The sequence below is a fragment of the Streptosporangium sp. NPDC001681 genome (assembly GCF_040298085.1).
Classification (GTDB): Bacteria; Actinomycetota; Actinomycetes; order Streptosporangiales; family Streptosporangiaceae; genus Streptosporangium.
The window spans coordinates 20431-39922 of sequence record NZ_JBEOZN010000008.1 but is presented as its reverse complement, the minus strand read 5'-3'; the positions used below and the strand labels follow the sequence as shown (position 1 = coordinate 39922).

General features: G+C 69.1%; 17 protein-coding genes. 7 read left to right on the top strand and 10 right to left on the bottom strand.

Translation table 11 applies throughout. The annotated features are described in order from the left end of the window. Positions 1 to 233 precede the first annotated feature (233 nt). Entirely contained in the window at positions 234 to 1358 is a 1125-nt protein-coding gene (gene rlmN, locus ABT130_RS05435; RefSeq protein ID WP_350924045.1) for a dual-specificity RNA methyltransferase RlmN, read from the bottom strand. Between the two features lie 72 nt (positions 1359 to 1430). Between rlmN and ABT130_RS05430 the strand changes: the two genes are divergently transcribed. After that, a complete protein-coding gene (locus tag ABT130_RS05430; protein WP_350953066.1) occupies positions 1431 to 2513 on the top strand; it encodes a suppressor of fused domain protein in 1083 nt (360 codons plus the stop codon). 6 nt (positions 2514 to 2519) lie between these two features. Here ABT130_RS05430 and ABT130_RS05425 read toward each other — a convergent pair whose 3' ends face one another. From ABT130_RS05425 to ABT130_RS05400, 6 genes are all read right to left on the bottom strand, one after another. Then, entirely contained in the window at positions 2520 to 3344 is an 825-nt protein-coding gene (locus ABT130_RS05425) for a phosphatidate cytidylyltransferase (RefSeq protein WP_350924041.1), read from the bottom strand. 74 nt (positions 3345 to 3418) lie between these two features. Next, entirely contained in the window at positions 3419 to 3976 is a 558-nt protein-coding gene (frr, locus tag ABT130_RS05420) for a ribosome recycling factor (protein ID WP_343971771.1), read from the bottom strand. Positions 3977 to 4252: 276 nt separating this feature from the next. After that, entirely contained in the window at positions 4253 to 4948 is a 696-nt protein-coding gene (gene pyrH, locus ABT130_RS05415) for a UMP kinase (protein WP_350924039.1), read from the bottom strand. A 122-nt stretch (positions 4949 to 5070) separates the two neighbouring features. Beyond that, positions 5071 to 5904, bottom strand: a complete 834-nt coding sequence (gene tsf / locus ABT130_RS05410; RefSeq protein WP_350924037.1) for a translation elongation factor Ts — start codon at positions 5902 to 5904, stop codon at positions 5071 to 5073. A 108-nt stretch (positions 5905 to 6012) separates the two neighbouring features. Then, positions 6013 to 6918: a 30S ribosomal protein S2 gene (gene rpsB, locus ABT130_RS05405; RefSeq protein ID WP_350953064.1), complete on the bottom strand. Its 906-nt coding sequence runs from the start codon at positions 6916 to 6918 to the stop codon at positions 6013 to 6015. 228 nt (positions 6919 to 7146) lie between these two features. Further along, complete coding sequence (locus tag ABT130_RS05400; RefSeq protein ID WP_350953062.1) at positions 7147 to 7755, bottom strand: ArsR/SmtB family transcription factor; 609 nt, start codon at positions 7753 to 7755, stop codon at positions 7147 to 7149. Positions 7756 to 7858: 103 nt separating this feature from the next. On the opposite strand from ABT130_RS05400, the gene ABT130_RS05395 reads away from it, so the two are divergent. Next, positions 7859 to 9106: an MFS transporter gene (locus ABT130_RS05395; RefSeq protein WP_350953061.1), complete on the top strand. Its 1248-nt coding sequence runs from the start codon at positions 7859 to 7861 to the stop codon at positions 9104 to 9106. 23 nt (positions 9107 to 9129) lie between these two features. On the opposite strand, the gene ABT130_RS05390 is transcribed toward ABT130_RS05395, so the two are convergent. Further along, positions 9130 to 10482, bottom strand: coding sequence for a CoA transferase (locus ABT130_RS05390; protein WP_350953059.1), 1353 nt, complete (start codon positions 10480 to 10482; stop codon positions 9130 to 9132). Between the two features lie 86 nt (positions 10483 to 10568). Between ABT130_RS05390 and ABT130_RS05385 the strand changes: the two genes are divergently transcribed. Further along, positions 10569 to 11201 (top strand): murein hydrolase activator EnvC family protein, encoded by a 633-nt coding sequence (locus ABT130_RS05385; RefSeq protein ID WP_350953057.1) that lies wholly within the window; start codon positions 10569 to 10571, stop codon positions 11199 to 11201. Between the two features lie 92 nt (positions 11202 to 11293). Here ABT130_RS05385 and dprA read toward each other — a convergent pair whose 3' ends face one another. Together dprA and ABT130_RS05375 are read right to left on the bottom strand one after the other, a co-directional pair. Further along, positions 11294 to 12619 carry a DNA-processing protein DprA gene (gene dprA / locus ABT130_RS05380; protein ID WP_350953054.1) on the bottom strand — a complete coding sequence of 442 codons (1326 nt, stop codon included), beginning with the start codon at positions 12617 to 12619 and terminating at the stop codon, positions 11294 to 11296. Next, complete coding sequence (locus tag ABT130_RS05375) at positions 12616 to 13230, bottom strand: ATP-binding protein (RefSeq protein WP_350953053.1); 615 nt, start codon at positions 13228 to 13230, stop codon at positions 12616 to 12618. Before ABT130_RS05375 ends, dprA begins: the two co-directional genes overlap by 4 nt. 63 nt (positions 13231 to 13293) lie before the next feature. Between ABT130_RS05375 and ABT130_RS05370 the strand changes: the two genes are divergently transcribed. Genes ABT130_RS05370 through ABT130_RS05355 form a run of 4 tightly spaced genes read left to right on the top strand, consistent with a single transcriptional unit; the run spans position 13294 to position 19236 of the window. Beyond that, positions 13294 to 14745 (top strand): tyrosine-type recombinase/integrase, encoded by a 1452-nt coding sequence (locus tag ABT130_RS05370; RefSeq protein WP_350953051.1) that lies wholly within the window; start codon positions 13294 to 13296, stop codon positions 14743 to 14745. After that, the gene (locus ABT130_RS05365) at positions 14742 to 16577 is read left to right on the top strand and encodes a hypothetical protein (RefSeq protein WP_350953049.1); all 1836 of its coding nucleotides are present in this window, start codon (positions 14742 to 14744) and stop codon (positions 16575 to 16577) included. The genes ABT130_RS05370 and ABT130_RS05365 overlap by 4 nt, the downstream gene beginning before the upstream one ends. After that, positions 16574 to 18793 carry a site-specific integrase gene (locus ABT130_RS05360; RefSeq protein ID WP_350953048.1) on the top strand — a complete coding sequence of 740 codons (2220 nt, stop codon included), beginning with the start codon at positions 16574 to 16576 and terminating at the stop codon, positions 18791 to 18793. The genes ABT130_RS05365 and ABT130_RS05360 overlap by 4 nt, the downstream gene beginning before the upstream one ends. After that, entirely contained in the window at positions 18790 to 19236 is a 447-nt protein-coding gene (locus ABT130_RS05355) for a hypothetical protein (protein ID WP_350953046.1), read from the top strand. Before ABT130_RS05360 ends, ABT130_RS05355 begins: the two co-directional genes overlap by 4 nt. Positions 19237 to 19492: the final 256 nt, after the last annotated feature.

Genomic DNA, 19492 nt, shown 5'->3' with positions numbered 1-19492 from the left:
GCCGTGACATCGAGCGTGGACATGCCGGGCGGGGTGGGGATCCATCCGGGTCAGGCCGGGCCGCACGGCGATGCGCTGACCGGATCGACATGGCCGTCACCACGTCCGAACGAGCCGCGCCGCGCCGGACGACGATGCGGCGGGGAGCACGGACGGGAGAGGAGCGCCGCCCGGCGGGAGTGCGCCGGGCGGCGGTCGGCGCCTCGGGGGCGCAGCCGTAAGGAAAAGGGGGGTTACTCGGCGGCGGCGAGCTGGCCGCAGGCGCCGTCGATCTCGCGGCCGCGGGTGTCGCGGACCGTCACCGGCACACCGTGGAACTCCAGGCGCCGGACGAAGGCCCGCTCGTCCTGGGGCCGGGAGGCGGTCCACTTGGAACCCGGGGTCGGGTTGAGCGGGATCAGGTTGACGTGCACGAGCTTGTTCTTGATCAGCTTGCCGAGCAGGTCGGCCCGCCACTCCTGGTCGTTGATGTCCTTGATCAGCGCGTACTCGATGGAGACCCGGCGCTTGGTCCTGGCCGCGTAGTCCCAGGCCGCGTCGAGGACCTCGGCGACCTTCCACCGGGTGTTGATCGGCACCAGGGTGTCGCGGAGCTCGTCGTCGGGAGCGTGCAGCGAGAGCGCCAGCGTCACCGGCAGCCCCTCCCCGGCGAGCTTGCCGATCGCCGGAACCAGGCCGACCGTGGAGACGGTGATGCCCCGGGCGGAGATGCCCAGGCCGTCGGGCGCGGGCTCGACCATACGGCGGACGGCGCCGACCACGGCCTTGTAGTTGGCCAGCGGCTCGCCCATGCCCATGAAGACCACGTTGCTGACCCGCCCGGGACCGCCGGGAACCTCACCGGCGGCCAGCGCCCGCGCTCCGGCGACGACCTGCTCGACGATCTCGGCGGTGGTCATGTTGCGGGTCAGGCCCGCCTGTCCGGTGGCGCAGAACGGGCAGTTCATGCCACAGCCCGCCTGCGAGGACACGCACATGGTCGTGCGGTCGCTGTAGCGCATCAGGACCGACTCGACCAGCGCGCCGTCGAAGAGCCGCCACAGCGTCTTACGGGTGGTGCCGGCGTCGGTGGTCATCTCCCGGACGGAGGTCAGCAGGCTGGGGAAGAACGCGGCGGCGAACTTCTCCCTGGCGGCGGCCGGAAGATCCGTCATCAGCGCGGGGTCGCCGTTGAGCTTCTCGAAGTAGTGCCGGGAGAGCTGGTCGGCACGGAACGGCTTCTCGCCCAGCTCGGCGACCGCCGCCCGGCGCTCGGCCATGGTCAGGTCGGCCAGGTGGCGGGCGGGCTTGGCCCGGCGCGGCGCCACAAAGGTGAGCTGGCCGGGTACGGGGGTCCCGGACGGGCTGGCAGTCGACACGTCCAATGCCTTCTCTCGACGGTTACGCGAATACTCGAAGCGGTGCCCGACCGTAATCTAGAGTCCGGAGGTATGGCGACAAACCGCCCCACAGGAGAGCGGGGAGACGGCGTCGAGGTCGTGCTCACCGACGTCAATCCCTACGGGAGCCGCACCCTGGTGGTCGAACGCGACGAGACTTCCTCGGTAGCTTACCTGTGCGGGTCGCAGGGGGAGGTGCACGGAGCCGTCTGGCTGGCCAATCACGGCCCCGCTCCCGAGGGGCTCGACCAGGACCGCCTGGACTCCGCACTCCCGCCGACCGCCCCCAGGGCGAACACCCGGCACCCTGACGGCAGAGGCCCCCTGGGCACGCTGCGGGCGCTGTGGTTCGAGGAGGGCGACGGCGTCGCCCTGTACGAGAACGAAGAGCTGCTCGCGGTCATTCCCGGCTGGGCGGACATGCACCGGGGAATGCCCGGCTACTGCCGCGACGCGCTGGGCGAGTCCCCGCTCGCCTGGTCACTGGAGGAGGCCCATGACGGCCTGGCCTCCCGGATCGCCAAGGCCCGCGCCTACTGGGAGTGGCGAGGCGGCGACGGCGCCTGGGCGTCGTTCCAGCAGTTCGTGATGGGCCATCTGGACCGCAGGGTCGGCACCGCGGGCCGGTTCTGGGACGCCGGGGGCGAGCGGATGCCCACGGTGGGCATCACCGAGCGACCGCCGGAGCGGGGCAGGGAGTACACGATCCTGTCCACCGTCGGGATGAGCTGCCAGCGGATGCCCACCGTCGAGCAGTACATCGACCGGCCCGACGCCTATGCCCGGGTGGAGCTCGCCGTCGCCTCCCCCGGCGACGCCCGTGACGCGGCCCGGCTCTTCCTGTGGCTGGGACAGTACCCCTGGCACTCGGTCACCTGGCTGGGCCACGGCCACACCGCCAGGTGGTACCACCGGCCGGAGACCTTCCCGCTCGGCTCCGCCTACGGCGGGGTCATGATGCTGACCGGGCTGCCGGGACTGCCCGACCTGTCGGGCTTCTCCTTCGGCGGGGACTCCGTCCAGTGGCTCTGGCTCATCCCGATCACGCCGGACGAGCTGAACCTGGTCTCGGCCGAGGGCTACTGGGCGGTACTTCCGCGCCTGTCGGCGACCAGGCTCACCGGGACGAGATGAGCCTCTTCACAGCAGCAGGGTGAACAGCACCCAGACCGGAATCAGCGCCACGACGAGGGAGTCGAGGCGGTCCATCATGCCACCGTGGCCGGGGAGCACGCTGCTCATGTCCTTGACGCCGAGGTCGCGCTTGATCACCGACTCGACCAGGTCACCGAGGGTGGCGAAGACCACCACGACCGCGCCGATGAGGACACCTTTCCAGATGTCGTCCTTCAGCAGCCACGCCACCAGCCAGCCGCCCACGGCCATGCAGGCCAGTGCCGACCCGGCGAAGCCCTCCCAGGTCTTCTTCGGACTGATCGTCGGGGACATCTTGTGCCTGCCAAGGGATATCCCAGCGAAATATCCACCGATGTCGCTCGCGACCGTGGTGGCGATGAAGACGAGCACCAGGTCCGCGCCCTTGGTCGGGTGGGCGAGAAGCAGCGCCACGAACCCCGCGAGCAGGGAGGGATAGACGACGACCAGGATGGTCGCGGTGATGTCGCGGACGTAGTTCTCGGTGCCCAGGAACATCCGCCAGATCATCAACACCAGCACGGTCATCGCGAAGACGCCGACCAGCCAGGCGGGCCCGCCCCAGTAGGCGCCGGTCAGCATGGCGGCCATGCCGGCCAGAACCGGGATCAGCGGGATCCTGATGTCTCTGGCCTCGAACGACCTGACCAGCTCCGTCACTCCGACGCCCACCGCCGCGATCACCACGACGAGGAAGAGCACCTTTACGAAGTAGAGGGAGGCTATGGTGACCGCCGCCAGGGCGAGACCTACCGCCACCGCAGCGGGGAGATTCCGGCCGGTACGGCTACTGCCCGCCACGGGTTCCACAGGGGGTCCTACTTTCATACATACACAAAATCCTTGTCCCGCACGGAGCCCCCGCGCGGGACAAGGATCATGGATCAAACCTCAAGCAGCTCGGATTCCTTGTGCTTGAGCAGCTCGTCAATCTTGGCGACATGCTTCTGGGTGAGGTCGTCAAGCTCCTTCTCCGCCCGGCGTACCTCATCCTCACCGGCCTCGCCATCCTTGACCAGCTTGTCCAGGATCTCCTTGGCATTACGACGAATGTTACGGATGGAGACCTTGGAGTGCTCCGCCTTGTTCCTGGCGACCTTGATGTACTCCTTGCGGCGCTCCTCCGACAGCTCGGGGAAGGCCACCCGAATCACCGCTCCGTCGTTACCAGGGTTCACACCGAGGTCCGAGTTGCGGATCGCCTTCTCGATCGCGGCCATCGAGCTCTTGTCAAAAGGCTGGATGATGACCATGCGCGCCTCGGGCACGTGGAACGAGGCAAGCTGCTGAATGGGGGTGGGCGTCCCGTAGTACTCAGCGCTGATCTTGTTGAACATCGACGGGGTGACCCGACCGGTGCGGATGCCTGCGAAGTCTTCCTTCGCCACCGACACGGCCTTGTCCATCTTTTCCTCGGCTTCGAGGAGAGTATCGTCGATCACAGCGGCTCCCTGTCTTCTCGGTCACTCACCATCCTCGCTCACTTCGCGGCACGCTCCTACTTCACGCACCACTCCGCTCGCTACGTCGGGCTCGCTCCCTGTCTCCTGGTCACTCACCACTCCTCACTCACTTCGCGGCACGCTCCTACCTCACGCACCACTCCGCTCGCTACGTCGGGCTCGCTCCCTGTCTCCTGGTCACTCACCACTCCTCACTCACTTCGCGGCACGCACCTACCTCACGCACCACTCCGCTCGCTACGTCGGGCTCGCTCCCTAACGTGCCGGACTTACCAGCGTGCCGATCTTCTCACCGCGCACGGCCCGCAGGATGTTGCCCTCACCCATGAGGTCGAAGACCACGATGGGAAGGTTGTTGTCCATGCACAGACTGATGGCGGTGGCGTCCATGACCCCCAGTCCGCGGGTCAGCACCTCACCATATTCGAGGTGGTCGAACCGGACGGCATCGGGGTTCTTACGAGGGTCGGCGTCGTAGACACCGTCCACCTGGGTGCCCTTGAGCAGAGCCTCGGCACCGATCTCCAGCGCTCGCTGCGCGGCGCAGGTGTCGGTGGAGAAGAACGGCGAGCCGAGCCCCGCCCCGAAGATGACCACTCGGCCCTTCTCCAGGTGACGGATGGCACGGCGGGGCAGGAACGGCTCGGCGACCTGCTGCATGGTGATGGCCGTCTGGACGCGGGTGTCGACACCCCGCTTCTCCAGGAAGTCCTGGAGGGCCAGGCAGTTGATGACCGTACCGAGCATGCCCATGTAGTCGGCCCTCGCCCGGTCCATGCCGCGCTCGGAGAGGGCGGCACCCCGGAACATGTTGCCGCCGCCCACGACCACCGAGACCTGGACGCCACCTCGGACGGCCTCGGCGATCGAGTCCGCGAGGTGACCCACGACCGCCGGGTCAATGCCCAGCGGCTCGCCGCCGGCGAACGCCTCGCCGGACAGCTTCAACATCACCCGCTTCCAGCGAAGCGGATCCGAGTACGAAGAAACCGCCGACGTGGCGGGTCCTGGATTCTCCTGCACGGCGGCGGCCTCCTCGTTTGGTGCTCTGCGTAAAGAGCGGGTGTCTGGAATTAGGCCTGGCCAACCTTGAAGCGGACGAAGGCCTGGACCTTGACACCATTCTCGTCCGCGAACTTCGCGACGGACTTCTTGTTGTCCTTGACGAAGGACTGCTCAAGAAGGGTGAAGTCCTTGTACCAGCCGTTGATGCGACCATCGACGATCTTGCCGATGGCTGCCTCGGGCTTGCCCTCCTCGCGGGTCATCTCCTCGAAGAGCGCGCGCTCCTTCTCGATGACGTCGGCCGGGACCTCGGCGGGGCTGAGGTACTTCGGGGCCATCGCGGCGGCGTGCTGCGCGATGTCCTTGGCGACACCGGCGTTCGGGGTGTCGAGCTGCACGAGCACGCCGACCGCCGGGGGAAGCTGGGGGTCGGTCTTGTGCATGTAGGAGCCGATGAAACCGCCCTCGAGCACGGCGAACCGGCGGATCTCGATCTTCTCGCCGAGCGCGGCGTTGGCCTCGTCGAGGTGCGTCTTGACGCTCTTGCCGTCGAGCTCGGACTCGAGCAGCGAGGGCACGTCGGTCGGCCTGGAAGCCAGGACGTGCTTGACCACCTGGGCCGCGAGCTCCTGGAAACGCTCGCCCTTGGCGACGAAGTCGGTCTCGCAGTTGAGCTCCAGCAGCGCGGCGGCGGAGTCGCTGTCCTGCTCCAGGGCGACCAGGCCGTTGGAGGCGGTGCGAGCCTCACGCTTGCCGACGTCCTTGGCACCCTTGAGACGGAGGAGCTCGACCGCGCGGTCGAAGTCGCCCTCGGACTCCTCAAGAGCCTTCTTACAGTCCATCATGCCGGCGGCGGTCAGCTCACGAAGCCGCTTGACGTCGGCCATGTTCACGGAAGCCATTGTCTTTTCCTCGTGGGAATCGTCGTGGATCGGGTGGGTGCCCCCGACTGAGCGGCACCCACCCGGAAGGGTCTTGCGGGTCGTACGGCCAGGCCGTACGGAGATGACCTAGGCCTGCTTCTCGGCGGTCTCGGCCTCGGCGGTCTCGGCGGAAGCCTCCGCGGCCTCGGTCTCGGCAGGGGCCTCCACGACCTCGGCCTCGGCCTCGGCGGCCGGGGCGCTCTCGGCGCCACCGGCCAGCAGCTCCTGCTCCCACTCGGCCAGCGGCTCGGCGCCACCGGCGACGGCCGGCTTGTCGTCGCCACCACGGCCCGCACCGGCGCGGGCCATCAGACCGGCGGCGACGGCGTCGGCGACGACGCGGGTCAGCAGGCCGACGGCGCGGATGGCGTCGTCGTTACCCGGGATCGGGTAGTCGACCTCGTCGGGGTCACAGTTGGTGTCGAGGATGGCCACGACCGGGATGTGAAGCTTGCGAGCCTCGCTGATCCCGATGTGCTCCTTCTTGGTGTCGACGACCCACACGGCGCTGGGAATCCGGGACATGTCCCGGATGCCGCCGAGGGTGCGCTCGAGCTTCTCCTTCTCACGACGGCGCATGAGGAGCTCCTTCTTCGTGAGCCCCGAGGCGGCCACGTTGTCGAAGTCGAGCTCCTCCAGCTCCTTCAGGCGCTGGAGCCTCTTGTGCACGGTGGAGAAGTTGGTGAGCATGCCACCCAGCCAGCGCTGGTTGACGTACGGCATGCCGACGCGGGCGGCCTGCTCGGCGATGGCCTCCTGGGCCTGCTTCTTCGTGCCGATGAACATGATCGTGCCGCCGTGCGCGACGGTCTCCTTGACGAAGTCGTAGGCCCTGTCGATGAAGGCCAGCGACTTCTGCAGGTCGATGATGTAGATGCCGTTACGCTCGGTGAAGATGAAGCGCTTCATCTTCGGGTTCCAGCGACGGGTCTGGTGGCCGAAGTGCACGCCGCTTTCGAGCAGCTGTCGCATGGTGACGACGGGGGTGGACATTGATTGTCCTCCAGATCGGGGCGCCCATCTCTGGGCGCTGTTCTCGGTTGGCCGCGACAACCTGCGGCTGTCGCCCTGATGCCCCGAACCGGATCCAGCCGGGCTCTCACCCGGACCGAGGGATCTTGGCTCTTGACGGGGCATGCGAAGTCGGCCCATGACGAATGGGCCACCAAAAATTGTACCCGTAACCGGGCCTCTCCCTGACCTTCGGTCGTCAAGCGCCCCTTACGCGTCACGGGGGAGGCCGTGTGGCCGGCGTCGAGCCCGAGCAAAGAGATTGATCTGCGCCTCGGCGATCCGAGCCCCGGACGGAGCGTCCGCCCGGTCTCTGACGGTGGTCTTGTAGGGGGCGAGCAGCTCGTCGATCCGCTCGTTCAGCCGCTTCAGCTCATCGGCGTCGACCAGCAGGACGGCGCGGTTGAACACCGCGGCCCCGCGCCACTCCCGGGACTCCCGCTCCAAGTTCTCCATCGCCCGGGTCACCTCGTCCGCCGCCTGGTCCCGTAGGGCCTTGATCAGGAACTCCTTGGCGCTGCGCACGTCCGGGCCGTCGTCCGGATCGGGAGTGACGCTCAGGCCCACGGAGCTGGAGCGCCACAGCCGCTCCCTGCCGTCGCCGCGCGCGGGCGCGTCCTCGACGAAGCCGTACTTGGCGAGCATGCGCAGGTGATAGCTGGCCGCGCTCGGCGTGACCCCGACGACCTCGGCGACCTCGGTCGCGGTGCAGGGCCCCTCGGCGTGGAGCCGGTTCAGGATCGCGAGCCGCGCGGGGTGGGCCAGCGCGCGCATCGCCGTGGGATCGGTGAGGGACCTGTGCTTCCGTACCTCGGTCATGTGCAGACCGTACCCACTCCAAATATGAAACATTGCCTTCATAACTATGAAGGACTACCTTCACAATTATGAAGCATTCCCTTCACAGTTTCCGGAGGGCGACGTGACCTCCGTGTTCCAGCCGGTGCCGCTCAGGAGGCAGCGCGACTACCGGCTCCTGCTCTCCGCCCGTGCCGTCACCGAGACCGGCGCCGAGGTCTCCCGGCTGGCGGTGCCGCTCACCGCCGCCGTCCTGCTCGGCGCCTCCCCTACCCAGATGGGCGTGCTCACCGCCGCGACCTCGCTGCCCTACCTGCTGATCGGGCTCCAGGCGGGTGCCCTCGCCGACCGGCTGAGGCGGCACCGGCCGGTCATGATCGCCTGCGACCTGGTCTCGGCCGCCGCCATGGCCACCGTCCCGGCGGCCTGGATCACCGGACTGCTGACCGTGCCGTGGCTGATCGCGGTGGCGTTCGTGGTCGGCACCTGCTCAGTGATCTTCAGGACGGTCAACTTCCCGCACCTGGCCACCGTGGTCCACGAGAGCCAGCGGACCGAGGCGCTCGCGGGTTTCCAGTCGGCCTTCGCCGTGGCGAGCGTCGGCGGCCCCGGCCTCGCCGGGCTGCTCGTCCAGCTGATCACCGCGCCGTTCGCGATCCTGGTCGACGCGCTGTCCTTCCTGCTCTCGGCGTTCCTGATCCGGAGGATCACCGCGCCGGAAACCCACACCCCCGCTCCCCCGCGCGGCATGTGGACCGAGATCCGCGAGGGCCTGGGCACCGTGGCCCGGCACCCGGCGCTCCGCGCGCTCTGCGGCAGCGGGGTGACGATCAACTTCTTCGGCGGCGTGTACATGGCGCTGTTCGTGATCTACGCGCTCAACGTGCTCGACCTGCCCGGGGGCCTGGTCGGCGCGATCACCGCCTGCTTCGGCATCGGCGGCCTGCTCGGTGCCGCCGTGGTGCCGCGCCTGACCAGACGGTTCGGTGAGAACCGGATGCTGGTCTGCGCCACCCTGCTCTTCCCCGTCGACTACGCGGTCGCGGCGCTCGCCGGCGGGCCGGCGTGGCGCAGCCTCCTGCTCATGTCCGCCACCGCGGTGACCTCCGGCATGGCCATCGTGGCCTTCTCCGTCTGCATGGGCGCCATCACCCTGCGCGAGACCCCCGCCGAACTGCGCGGCCGGGTCAACGCCACGATGTCCTTCATGATCCAGGGCGTCCTCACCCTCGGCAGCCTGGCCGGTGGCCTGCTCGGCGAGCTGCTGGGGCTCCGCCCGGTGCTGTGGATCTCCGCGGCCGGGGTGCTGACCACGATCGCCTGGATCGGCCTCTCCCCGCTCCGCCACTCCGCCGGCATTTCGACACGGTGATCGCGATGCCCCGCGCGGCCACCTCACCACCAGGCGGGCGGGTGCTCGCCGTTCTCCGGAGGCGGGCTCGACCAGTACGGCGAGACGCCACCGACGGTGCCGGGGGGCCGGAGATAGGTCAGGCGGCCGAAGGCGCTGTCCATCTCCTCGATCAGATCGGTGACGTCCGGCTCCGGGGTGGCCGCGCCGTCGATCCGGCCGAGGCCGTCCAGCCATCGCGCGGTCCCCGCCAGGGAGAGCTCAACCCTCCAGGAGCCTCCCTCGGCGGACCGGCGGAGCAGGGCGGCCATCGCCCCGAAAGCGGCCAGGTAGCCGGTGGCGTGGTCGAGGACCTGGGCGGGAAGCGGATGCGGCCGTGATCCGTCACCACCCTCGTGCGCGATGCCGCACGCCATCTGCACCAGGCTGTCGAACCCGCGCCGGAGCGCCCACGGCCCGCGTCCCCCGTACGCCGAGACGTCCACGCAGACGATCCCCGGCCTGATCGCCGCCAGTTCCCCGGGGCCGAACCCCAGCGATTGGAGAGCCCCCGGCCGGTAGGACTGCACGAACACGTCCGCCCCGGCCACCAGGTCGCGCAGCGCGGCGCTCCCGGCCGTCGTCCTCAGGTCGAGGTGACAGGACCGCTTGCCGAACGCGGTGCCGATCACCAGCCCCGGCACCTCGGGAAGGTGCCCGGCGCCCACCCTGAGCACCTGGGCGCCGTGGGCCGCCAGCGTGCGTGTCGCCACCGGCCCCGCGATCACCCTGGTCAGGTCGAGCACCCGAACCCCGTCCAGCGGCCGCCCTTCTCCCCTCCTCGGGGCACGGGTCCGCCCACCGCCGGAGTCTCCGAACCGGGTCAGGCCGACGAGCGGCGACCTGGCGACCTGGCGGGCCTGGGGGTGCTCGCCCCATTCGGCACGGCTGCGCATGGCCGCGGCGCATCCTCCCGCGGCCGTCACCGACTCCTCGACCTCGACGGCGGCCCGGCCGGCGCAGGCGCGCACGACGGCGTCCCTGCCCGCGGCCGGGGGAAGTCCAAGCGCCGCGAGAGCCGCGTCCCGGTGGTGGTCGAAGTTACCGTGCAACCGGACCCAGCCGTCGGCGGCGCGGTAGTCACCCGAGAGGGGGGCCCACAGCTCCCCGGCGACTCCGTCGATCCTGAAGTGACGCTCGTCCCTGAAGGCCGCTGCCGCCTCCCGTACGTCCACCGCCGCCTCACGCCCGCCTCCCCCGAGCGCCGCGGCCGCCGCGGTGGCGGCTCCGACGGCGACGGCGGCGGCGGCGCCCACCCGGAAGACGGAAGGCAGCACCGGATCATCCCCGGTCACCCGTACCGGCGGCAGCTCGACCCCCACCTCGGCCGCCAGCTCGCGAATACGTTCTTCGGCCACGCGATCCCTCCACACCCTCGGCCGCCTATCCACAGAATCCAGTTCGGCCCATACCCGCCGCACCGCTGGTCCGCATGCTCGCAGGCATGAGACCCTTCTCCGCCATCGGACTGCGAGCCGTGCTCTGCTCGCTGATCCTGGCCGCTCCGGCAGCCGGCGCCCACCACGCGACCCCCCTCGCATCCCCCGGCGGAGCAACCGGCGGAGCAACCGGCCGCGAGGCCGCGCTCGGCATGGCGGGGGCGACGCGTCCGGGCGAGGCGCCCGCCCCCTCTCCACTCTGGGGATGGCCGCTCGCCGGGCGACCACGGGTGCTCAGGGGGTTCGCGCCACCGGCGCAGCCGTGGCTGGCCGGCCACAGGGGCACCGACCTCGCCGCGTCGCCCGGAGCCGAGGTGCGTGCCGCGGGAGCCGGAACGGTCGGCTACGCGGGCCCGCTCGCGGACCGTGGAGTGGTGACCGTGCTCCACTCCGGCGGCCTGCGGACGACCTACCTGCCCGTCCAGCCCTCGGTGGGACGCGGGCGGGCGGTGGCCACCGGCGAGGTGATCGGCGTCCTCCAGGACGTCCCCGGGCACTGCCCCACCGCCTGCCTGCACTGGGGGCTGCTCCGCGACCGTGCCTATCTCGACCCCCTGCTCCTCCTCGGTCACGGCCAGGTCCGCCTGCTCCCCCTGTGGCCCGGCCGGGATCTCGCCGACCGTCCCGCGCAGCGGTGATCGCCGATGGGCACGCCGGTGCTCGTCCCTGACGGATGCCTAGGCGGCCTTTTCCCCGGGCAGGCCTCCCGCCTCCCTGTCCGGGGAAAAGGCTATCCACCGAAAGGACGATCGGCGCGGAGACGCCAGCCCTGAGAGACACGCTCGACGTAGCCCGCGGCGGCCAGGCCGCCGAGGCAGGAGAGCACGGTCTCCAGGTCGACGCCCGCGGCGACGGCTATCGTCGCCGGACCCATGCCGATCCGGGTGGGCATGGCCTCGACGACCTTCCTGCTCTCTGGGTCGAGCCGGTCACGGGGGAGCACCGGCCCGCGCGCCTCTGGGGCCAGATCGGTGCCCATCGCTCCGGCGAGCTCGATCACCTCCTCGGCACCGGTGACGCAGATGGCTTTGCCCTGGCGGATCAGCCGATGGCACCCCGCCGAAGCATCCGAGGTCACCGGGCCCGGCACCGCGGCCAGCTGCCGGTTGAGCGCGACCGCGTGCCCGGCGGTGTTGAGCGCCCCGCTGCGCACGGCGGCCTCGACGACCACGGTGCTCCGTGACAGGGCCGCGATGAGACGGTTCCTGACCAGAAACCTCGGCCGGGTCGGGTGCGCGCCCATGGGACATTCGCTGACCAGCACCCCCTGCGCCCGAACGGCCGCGAACAGCTGCTGGTGCGCGCTGGGATAGGCGACGTCGGCGCCACAGGCGAGCACGACGACCGTCGGTGCCTCGCCGGCGAGCGCACCGCGGTGGGCGGCACCGTCGATGCCGTAGGCGCCGCCGGAGACGACCCCCCATCCCCTCTCGCTCAGCCCCGCCCCGAGTTCCGCCGCCACGTGCGTGCCGTATGGCGTGGCGGCCCGGGAACCGACGACCGCGACGGACCTGAGGCAGGAGAATCGCAGGTCGGCGTCGCCGTGCAGCCAGAGCGCATGGGGCCGTGAGTCTCCCAGGTCATCCAGCTGGCTCGGCCACTCGGCGTCGCCGGGAATCACCAGCCTGGCGCCTATCCGCTCGCCCTCGGCCAGATCACGCTCGGGGTCGGCCGTCTTCAGCCGGGCCGCCCAGGACGCGACCATCCGGTCGAACCTGCCCGCGAGCCGTCCGTCCCACCCGGCCCTCCTGCCACCACCCGCCCCTGAGGCGCCGGCTGAGGCACCATCGGACGCACCGGCCCCTCCCCCACGCCGGTCCGGGCCCCTGTCGTACAGATCGCCGTACGGACCGGAGCCCCCGTCGCGGGGACCGGGGCCTCCAGCCGGGCGACCGTGGGTGTCGGCGAACCATCGGGTGAAATCCGCGTCCGCGGCGCCCTCCCGGACCAGGGCGACGGCGGCCTGTGGACCGCGTAGGGCGACGAGTGCGCCCATCGCGGTGTCACCCGGCTCTGCCAGGCGCGTCAGGGTGAGCCGCGCGAGCCTGTCGTTCAACGTTCCTCCCCCAGCCACAGCCCGAGGGCGGAGTTGGTCTCGTGCGGCTCCGGCCGGTCCTTGCCGGCGAGATCGGCCAGGGTCCAGGCCAGTTTGATGATCCGGTCAAGACCCCGGGCGCTCAGCAGGCCGCTGTCGAGATGCCGGAGCAGCGGTGACATCGCCGCGGGTGGCGGCCGGTATTCGGCATGGAGGGCGCGGGCGGGCATCTCCGCGTTGCAGCGCCACGGCGTGTTCGCGAACCGCTTGGCGGCGCGCTCACGGGCGAGCAGCACCCGCTCCGCCACCACCTTGCTGGGCTCGATGAAGCGGCGGTCGGCGAGGAGTTCGCGCCGGGTCGACCTGAAGAGGCTGACCTTGACGTCCACCCGGTCGAGCAGCGGGCCGGAGAGCCTGGCGAGATAGCGGCGGCGGGCGGCGGGAGCGCACGCGCACGGATCCTTGGGGGTGGAGGGCCGCGCGCACGGGCACCTGTTGGCCGCCATCACCAGCGCGAACCTGGCGGGAAAGGTCACCGCCCCCAGTGCCCTGGAGACCGTCACCCGGCCCGATTCGAGCGGCTGCCTGAGCGCGTCGAGAACGGTCGTCGAGAACTCGGGGGTTATGTTCACACTTCTCTGGTGTCGCAGTGGCTTCACTGGTTTCTCTGCGAAAGGTCTTTTGGAGGGGTGGGGTTGTTCGTCTACAAGACGTCTCTGAGCAGGGCGGCCGGTGCGCCTTGCTTGCTGGGCAGGGAATCGGAGGTGTTGAGCAGGGCGGCCGGCGAGGAGGGGATGCCGTTCGTCTTGGCGGCGGATGGTTCGTATGACCTGCAGTTGAATCGGTTCCTTCGGGAGCTGCCGGGGCGGCGGGTCCGCTCGCCGCACACGATCGCGGCCTATGCCCATGATCTGGCGGTGTTCGGCCGGTTTCTGGATCAGCGGCGGGGCGGTCTTACGTTGTGGGAGGCGAAGCAGCAGGATCTGCTGGCCTATCAGCGGGCGCGGCGCCAGACGGCGGGAGAGTTCAGGGTCTCGGCGTCGACGTGGAACCGGTTTCTGGCGGCGCTGACCAAGTGGGTGACCTGGGCGCTGTCGGAGCAGCTGCTGGAGGTTGAGCCGTTCCGGATGGTCGAGAAGACGGTGCTCACTCCGTGGGGCTCTGAAGTGGTCCGCATCAACGCCCTGCGGGAGGTCGATGAGGAAGCGTCCGCGGTCCGGTTCCTGGCCTATGAGGACTACCTGACCTGGCGGGATGTGGGGTTGCGTGGGCAGCTACCGGACGGGCGCCCGGATCCGGCCTGGCGAGGTCGACATGGCGAACGCAACGCGATGTTCGCCGATCTGCTGGTGGGGACGGGGATGCGGTTGACCGAGGCCTCTAGCCTGCTGGTCAGTGAGGTGCCGCCGCCGCTTAATCACGGCAAGGTCGGTGATCTGCATCTGCCGCCCTCGATCACCAAGCGGGCCAAGGCGCGCACGGTGTTCATCTCCCGGCGGGTGCTGCGGAACTTGCATCAATACCTCGATATCGAGCGGGACGAACTGGTGCATCGCAAGCGAGCCGATGGGTCGTATGCGAAGGCGGCGGGGTGGATCGGAATGGTCTCGGCCAGCCGGGCGTCGGTCCTGCTGGCTGGAGGAGGCCGTAAGTCATTTCGGGAGCTGTCGATCGAGGATCGGCTGCGGTTGCGGCGGATGGATGGGACGGTGCCCGGCGAGCCGTTGTGGCTCTGGCTGGGCGAGGACGGGCTGCCACTGGCGCGATCGACCTGGCAGGCGGTGTTTCGCCGGGCGAACGAGCGATGCGCCCGTTTCGGTTTGGACCTGGAGGTCCATCCGCACATGCTCCGTCACACCTTCGCCGTTCACATGCTCGGGCTGCTGCTGCGGCAGACGGTGAAGGCACTACGGCTGGAGCCTGGCGAATCACTGATGAGCCAGCGGGTCAAGCGGATGCTGATCGGCGACCCGCTGCGGCGGCTGCAACTGCTGTTGGGGCATCGCCACCGCGAAACCGTCTTCATCTATCTGGACGTCCTGGATGAGGCGCAGGAGATCGTCTTAGCCGCGTTGCAGGACTGGGACGAGCAGGCGGAAGCGCTGGCCCGGGTCAAGGTCCCCGAGCTTGGCGAGGACGCGGCGTGAGCGCCGAGACCGGCCCGCGACGGCGGGGCCGCTGGGCCCGGCTGCCCGATGTCGAAGAGACGCCGGCTGCTCCGGCTGGTGTCCCGCAGCTGGGACCGGTGATCTTCACGCTGCGCTACGACGGACACGATCATGGGGTGGACTTCTCGGATCTGCCTTGCCCGCGGCTGGTTCGTGTCCTGGCCGAAGGGGTGAAGGCCTACGCCGGCGAAGGCGGCACGATCACGACCTGGAATTCGGTGGCGCATGTGCTGTCGGCGCTCCGGATGTTCGTCTCCTTCGTCGCTCGCGCTGAGCACGATGACGATCTGGTCGCAGCCGATCTGGAGCCCGACCACGTCGACGCGTTCGAGCAGGCCCTGCTGGTCAAGTATGGCGCTGCCAGCCCGCAACCGAACGTGGTGGCCTCGGCGATGATCCGGGTGCTGCGGCACGCCCACTTGGCCAGCCCGGAGGCGTTCGAGGCCGATCTGGTCGAGCGGATCGGGTTCGGCGCCCGCGTGTCGTCGCGCAGCCCCAAGCCGGTGAATGCCTATTCGCCGAGGGTGTTTGAGGCGATTCGAGACGCCGCCTTGGCCGACGTGGCGGCGGCGGGCAAGCGGATGACCGAGGGCGAGGCCCTGGCCGCGACGGGCCAGGACCCCGATGAGGTCGGCTGGGGTCGGCTGGAGGACGTGCTCTGGCTGGTGGCCAATCGCCGTCCGCTGCAGGAGGCCGACACCCGTCACCGAGGCAGCGCCTACCAGCTGGGACACGTGTTCGGCGGTGTCCGGGCCTGCAACCGCCGCTTATATCTGGCGATCCATGATCTGCTTCCGTTCGTGGTCGCGGTGATCTGCCTGACCGGGATGGAGTCGGAGTCGGTGAAACGGCTGCGGGCCAGTTGCCTGGTCAGTCCCGCCCGCGGCTTCGTCAGCATTCAGTACGTCAAACGCCGCGCTAAGGGGCGTGAGGTCAAGCAACTACGGGTCAGCGACGGCGGCACCCTCAAACAGCCTGGAGGGCTGCTACGGCTGGCGTTGAGGCTCACCGAGCGCGCCCGGGCCAGGATCGGCAGCGACTACCTGTGGTGCTACCACGGCCAGGCCGGCACCCGGGCGGCCTTCGACCGGCATCTCGGCATACTGGCGTTCCACACGGACGGCTGGATGGCCTCGCACGGGCTGGACAAGCTGACCGACTTCGACGGCACCTCGGTGCGGCTGGACATGCGCAGGCTGCGCAAGAGCTTCAAGTCACAGCAATACCTGAAGGCCGCTGGTGTCCTGGCTGACTTCACCCAGGGCCACACGCCTGACGTCGCCGCCCGCCACTACGCCGATATCGAAGCACACGAGGAGATTCACGATCTGGCCCTGGAGGCTGGACTGCACGAGGCTCTGGAGGTCTCGCTACCGGCACCGGTCGTCCTGGACGAGGACGGGGGCCGCCTGGATGAGGGAGAACCGCTGCCGCCTGAGCAGGTGAGGGCCGCTCTCAGCGGGGAGAGTGATGTGTTCCTGGCCTCTTGCCGGGACTTCTACGACTCTCCCTTCGGTTCCAAGGGCAAGGCCTGCCCGGTCGCGCTCTGGGGATGCCTGGAATGCCCGAACGCCGTGTTCACCGCCCGACACCTGCCGCAGGTGCTGACGTTCCTGGACTTCATCGAACGGCAACGCGACGAGCTCCCGGTCGCCGAATGGAACCTGCGCTATGGCCTGGCCTGGCAGCGGATCGTCCACGGGGTCCGCAACCGGTTCCGTTCCGATCAGATCTCCACCGCCTGGGCGATCGCTGAAGGCGGCGGGGCCCACCTGCTGCTGCCGCCCGAGTTCACCGAAGGAGTGGCGTGAGCAGGTCAGCCAGCACGGAGCAAAGACCGCTGGCCGCTCCGACTTCCAGGCCGGCCTCACCGCTGGCCCCGGATCAGTACGTCCTGCCTGAGTATGTGACCGACGAGCGCACCGGGCGGGGCCCGAAGTTCGCCGACCTGGAGTGGGACTTCACACCATTCGTCCCGCGGACGGTGAAGGACGCCATGATCCGATTCGATCGTCTGCCGGACGGTCCGGCTCAACTCGCCGCACGGGAGTACTTCTACTCACGGATCAACCGAGCCGTCCCCAATCGGCATCGGCCCCGAGCCGGCACTCGCCCGATGAAGATCACCTGGGTGAACCAAGAGTTCAACCGTTACGTCATGATCGTCGAGGCTCTCGCCGAGCTTGGGGTGACGCGGCTGGCTGAGGCCACCCAGGAGCACCTGGACGTCGTGCTGAGGGCTTGGCTGACCGAGATGAAAAAGCCTCGCGAGTCCCGGACGGTTCCCGTCACGGACCGCCGCTATCGCAGTCACAACAAGCGCGCACGTCAGGAGCAGCCCGCTGAGCCGATCAAGCCGCGAACGGTCGGCACCCGGATTTCGACGATCAAGCACATGGCGGCGCACCGCCGGTTCATCAGCGGCGACGCGCTGACCTTCGATCCATGGCCCGGACGACCAGCCTTGCATGTCGCCCAACACCCCGGTGACGACGAGGAGAACGACACTCCCCGGATCCCGGAAGTGATCATGGCGCCGCTGCTCAAGGCCGCGGTGTTCTACGTGACCACTGCCAGCGTCGACATCACGGCCGCCCTGCGGGAGCTGGAACGCTTGGACGCCGCCGATGAGGCCCGTCCCAAGCTGCGCGCCGGTGAGGTCGAACAGCGCATCCGCGCCTTTATCGACCTGCGGCGCCGTCAGGGCCGCGGAATCCCCGCCCTCCCCTCGAGGTCACGGGCTCGAGCACCCGAGGCTCCGGTGGTCGACGGAGTGATCCAGGCACCGAACTACACCCTGGTCTTCCAGCTCTCTGAAGTCGGGCAGGCCTGGCACTGCCAGCCCCTGATCCTTCAGGCGGGCGCTGAGCTTGGCTATGAGGACGGCGGCCTGGACACTCCGATATCGGTTTGGCCCGATACCGGCCAGCCTTGGCGGCCGCGGCTGAGCCGCCCAACGCTGCGCAACGAGATCTACATGCTGCGGATCGCTTGCTGGATCGTCATCGCCTACCTGTCAGGCATGCGTGACACCGAGGTTCGCGAGCTCCGCCGCGATTGCGCCTTCACCACCGAGGGGCACGATGGCCGCACCCGCTACAAGCTGCACGGCCGGGTGTTCAAAGGGCGGAAGCTAAGCGGCGAGGAAGACGAATGGGTGGTCTTAGATGTCGTGCACCAGGCGGTGAAGGTCCTGCTGGAGATCAACGACGACCCCACCCACCTGTTCGGATACCGCTCCAAGCTGGGTCATTACACGCTGCTGGACACGGTGCCGGCGCTGCTGGACGACTTCCGCGACCACCTCAACACGCTGCCACTCACCAGCGACGAGCCGCTCATCCCACCCGACGGCGAGCACGACTGGCGGTTCACCACTCGCCAGTTCCGCCGCACCCTGGCCTGGCACCTCGCCCACCAGCCGTTCGGGGTCGTGGCCGGCGCCCGCCAATACAAACACGCCAAGATCGCCATGTTCGAGGGCTACGCCGGGACCTCCGCTTCCGGGTTCGCCGCCGAGGTCGCCGCCGAGGAGGCCGTGGCGATGCTGGACTATCTGGAAGAGCTCTACCTGGACTGGGACACCGGCCAGGGCGCGGCCGGAGGCGCCGCAGCACGAATCAACGCCGAGTTCGACCGGATCCGCCGGGAACTCGGTGACCTGCCTGGCGTGGTCGGCAACCCCACCCGCCTGCGCACCATGCTCACCCATCTGGCCAAGACGTTGCATCCCGGTGTCCTCAACGACTGCTTCTTCCAGGCAGCCACCGCGGTCTGCGTCAAACGCGCCAAGATCATCGGGCGCCCGGTTCCGCAGCACAACATGTGTTTACGCTGCCCCAACGCCCGCCGCTCCAGCGTCCATCTGCCCCGTCTGGTCGCCGCGCGAGGCCAGGCGCTGGAATTTCAGGCCGCCTGCGCGCACGCCGGGCCTGTTCCTCAGCCGCAACAGATCGCGATCACCAGCTACGTCGCCGAACTCGCCCAGCTCATCGACGAGCTTCAACCTTCGGAGTCCCCCGCATGACCCACGCCGCTACCCTGGCCCGTCTCGAAGCAGCCATGAGCAGGCTGCTTGCCGGTCAGCCCACCATCAGCGACGGAGAGCTGACCGTGTCTAACCTCTGCAGGGAAGCCGGAGTCGGGCGAGATTCCTACTACCGCTGCTCGGAGATCGTCGAGAAGTTCACCGCGGCCAAGACCAATATCGAAGCACGCAAGCCCGAACTGATCCAGCTCCGAGACGAGGTCACAGAGCTGCGCCGCCAGGCCCGTCAGCAGGCCCAGCAGGCCGCCGAAGGGCGACGCGAGCTGGAGGAACTCGTCAAGAACTACGCCAATCAGATCCAGGTCCTGGCCCTGCGCAACGCCGAACTCGAGGCAGAGTGTCGCCGCCTCCGAAAGCACGTTGAAGCCGACAGGAAGGTCCGGCCGCTGAGGAGCACCCCGTCGGGCGCCGGGGAAGGATGACTCATTTTCTCGGTGTCCGGCAACGCTTCCGGACACGTCAGAACTTTGTCTGCATAACCGCAGCTCACTGGCCTACCACCGGTCACGTCCGGGTTATGGCCGGAGACCGCTCCCGGACACGTCTCGACCGACGGGCACGGACTCCGGTCTCGCAGCCGCCCAGAGGCTACGCCACTTCTCCAGATCCACACGCGTCTCTGAGCCGTCCTGAGCTGATCTCATCGCCTCAAGCGTGTGAACCAGAACAAGGAGCGCA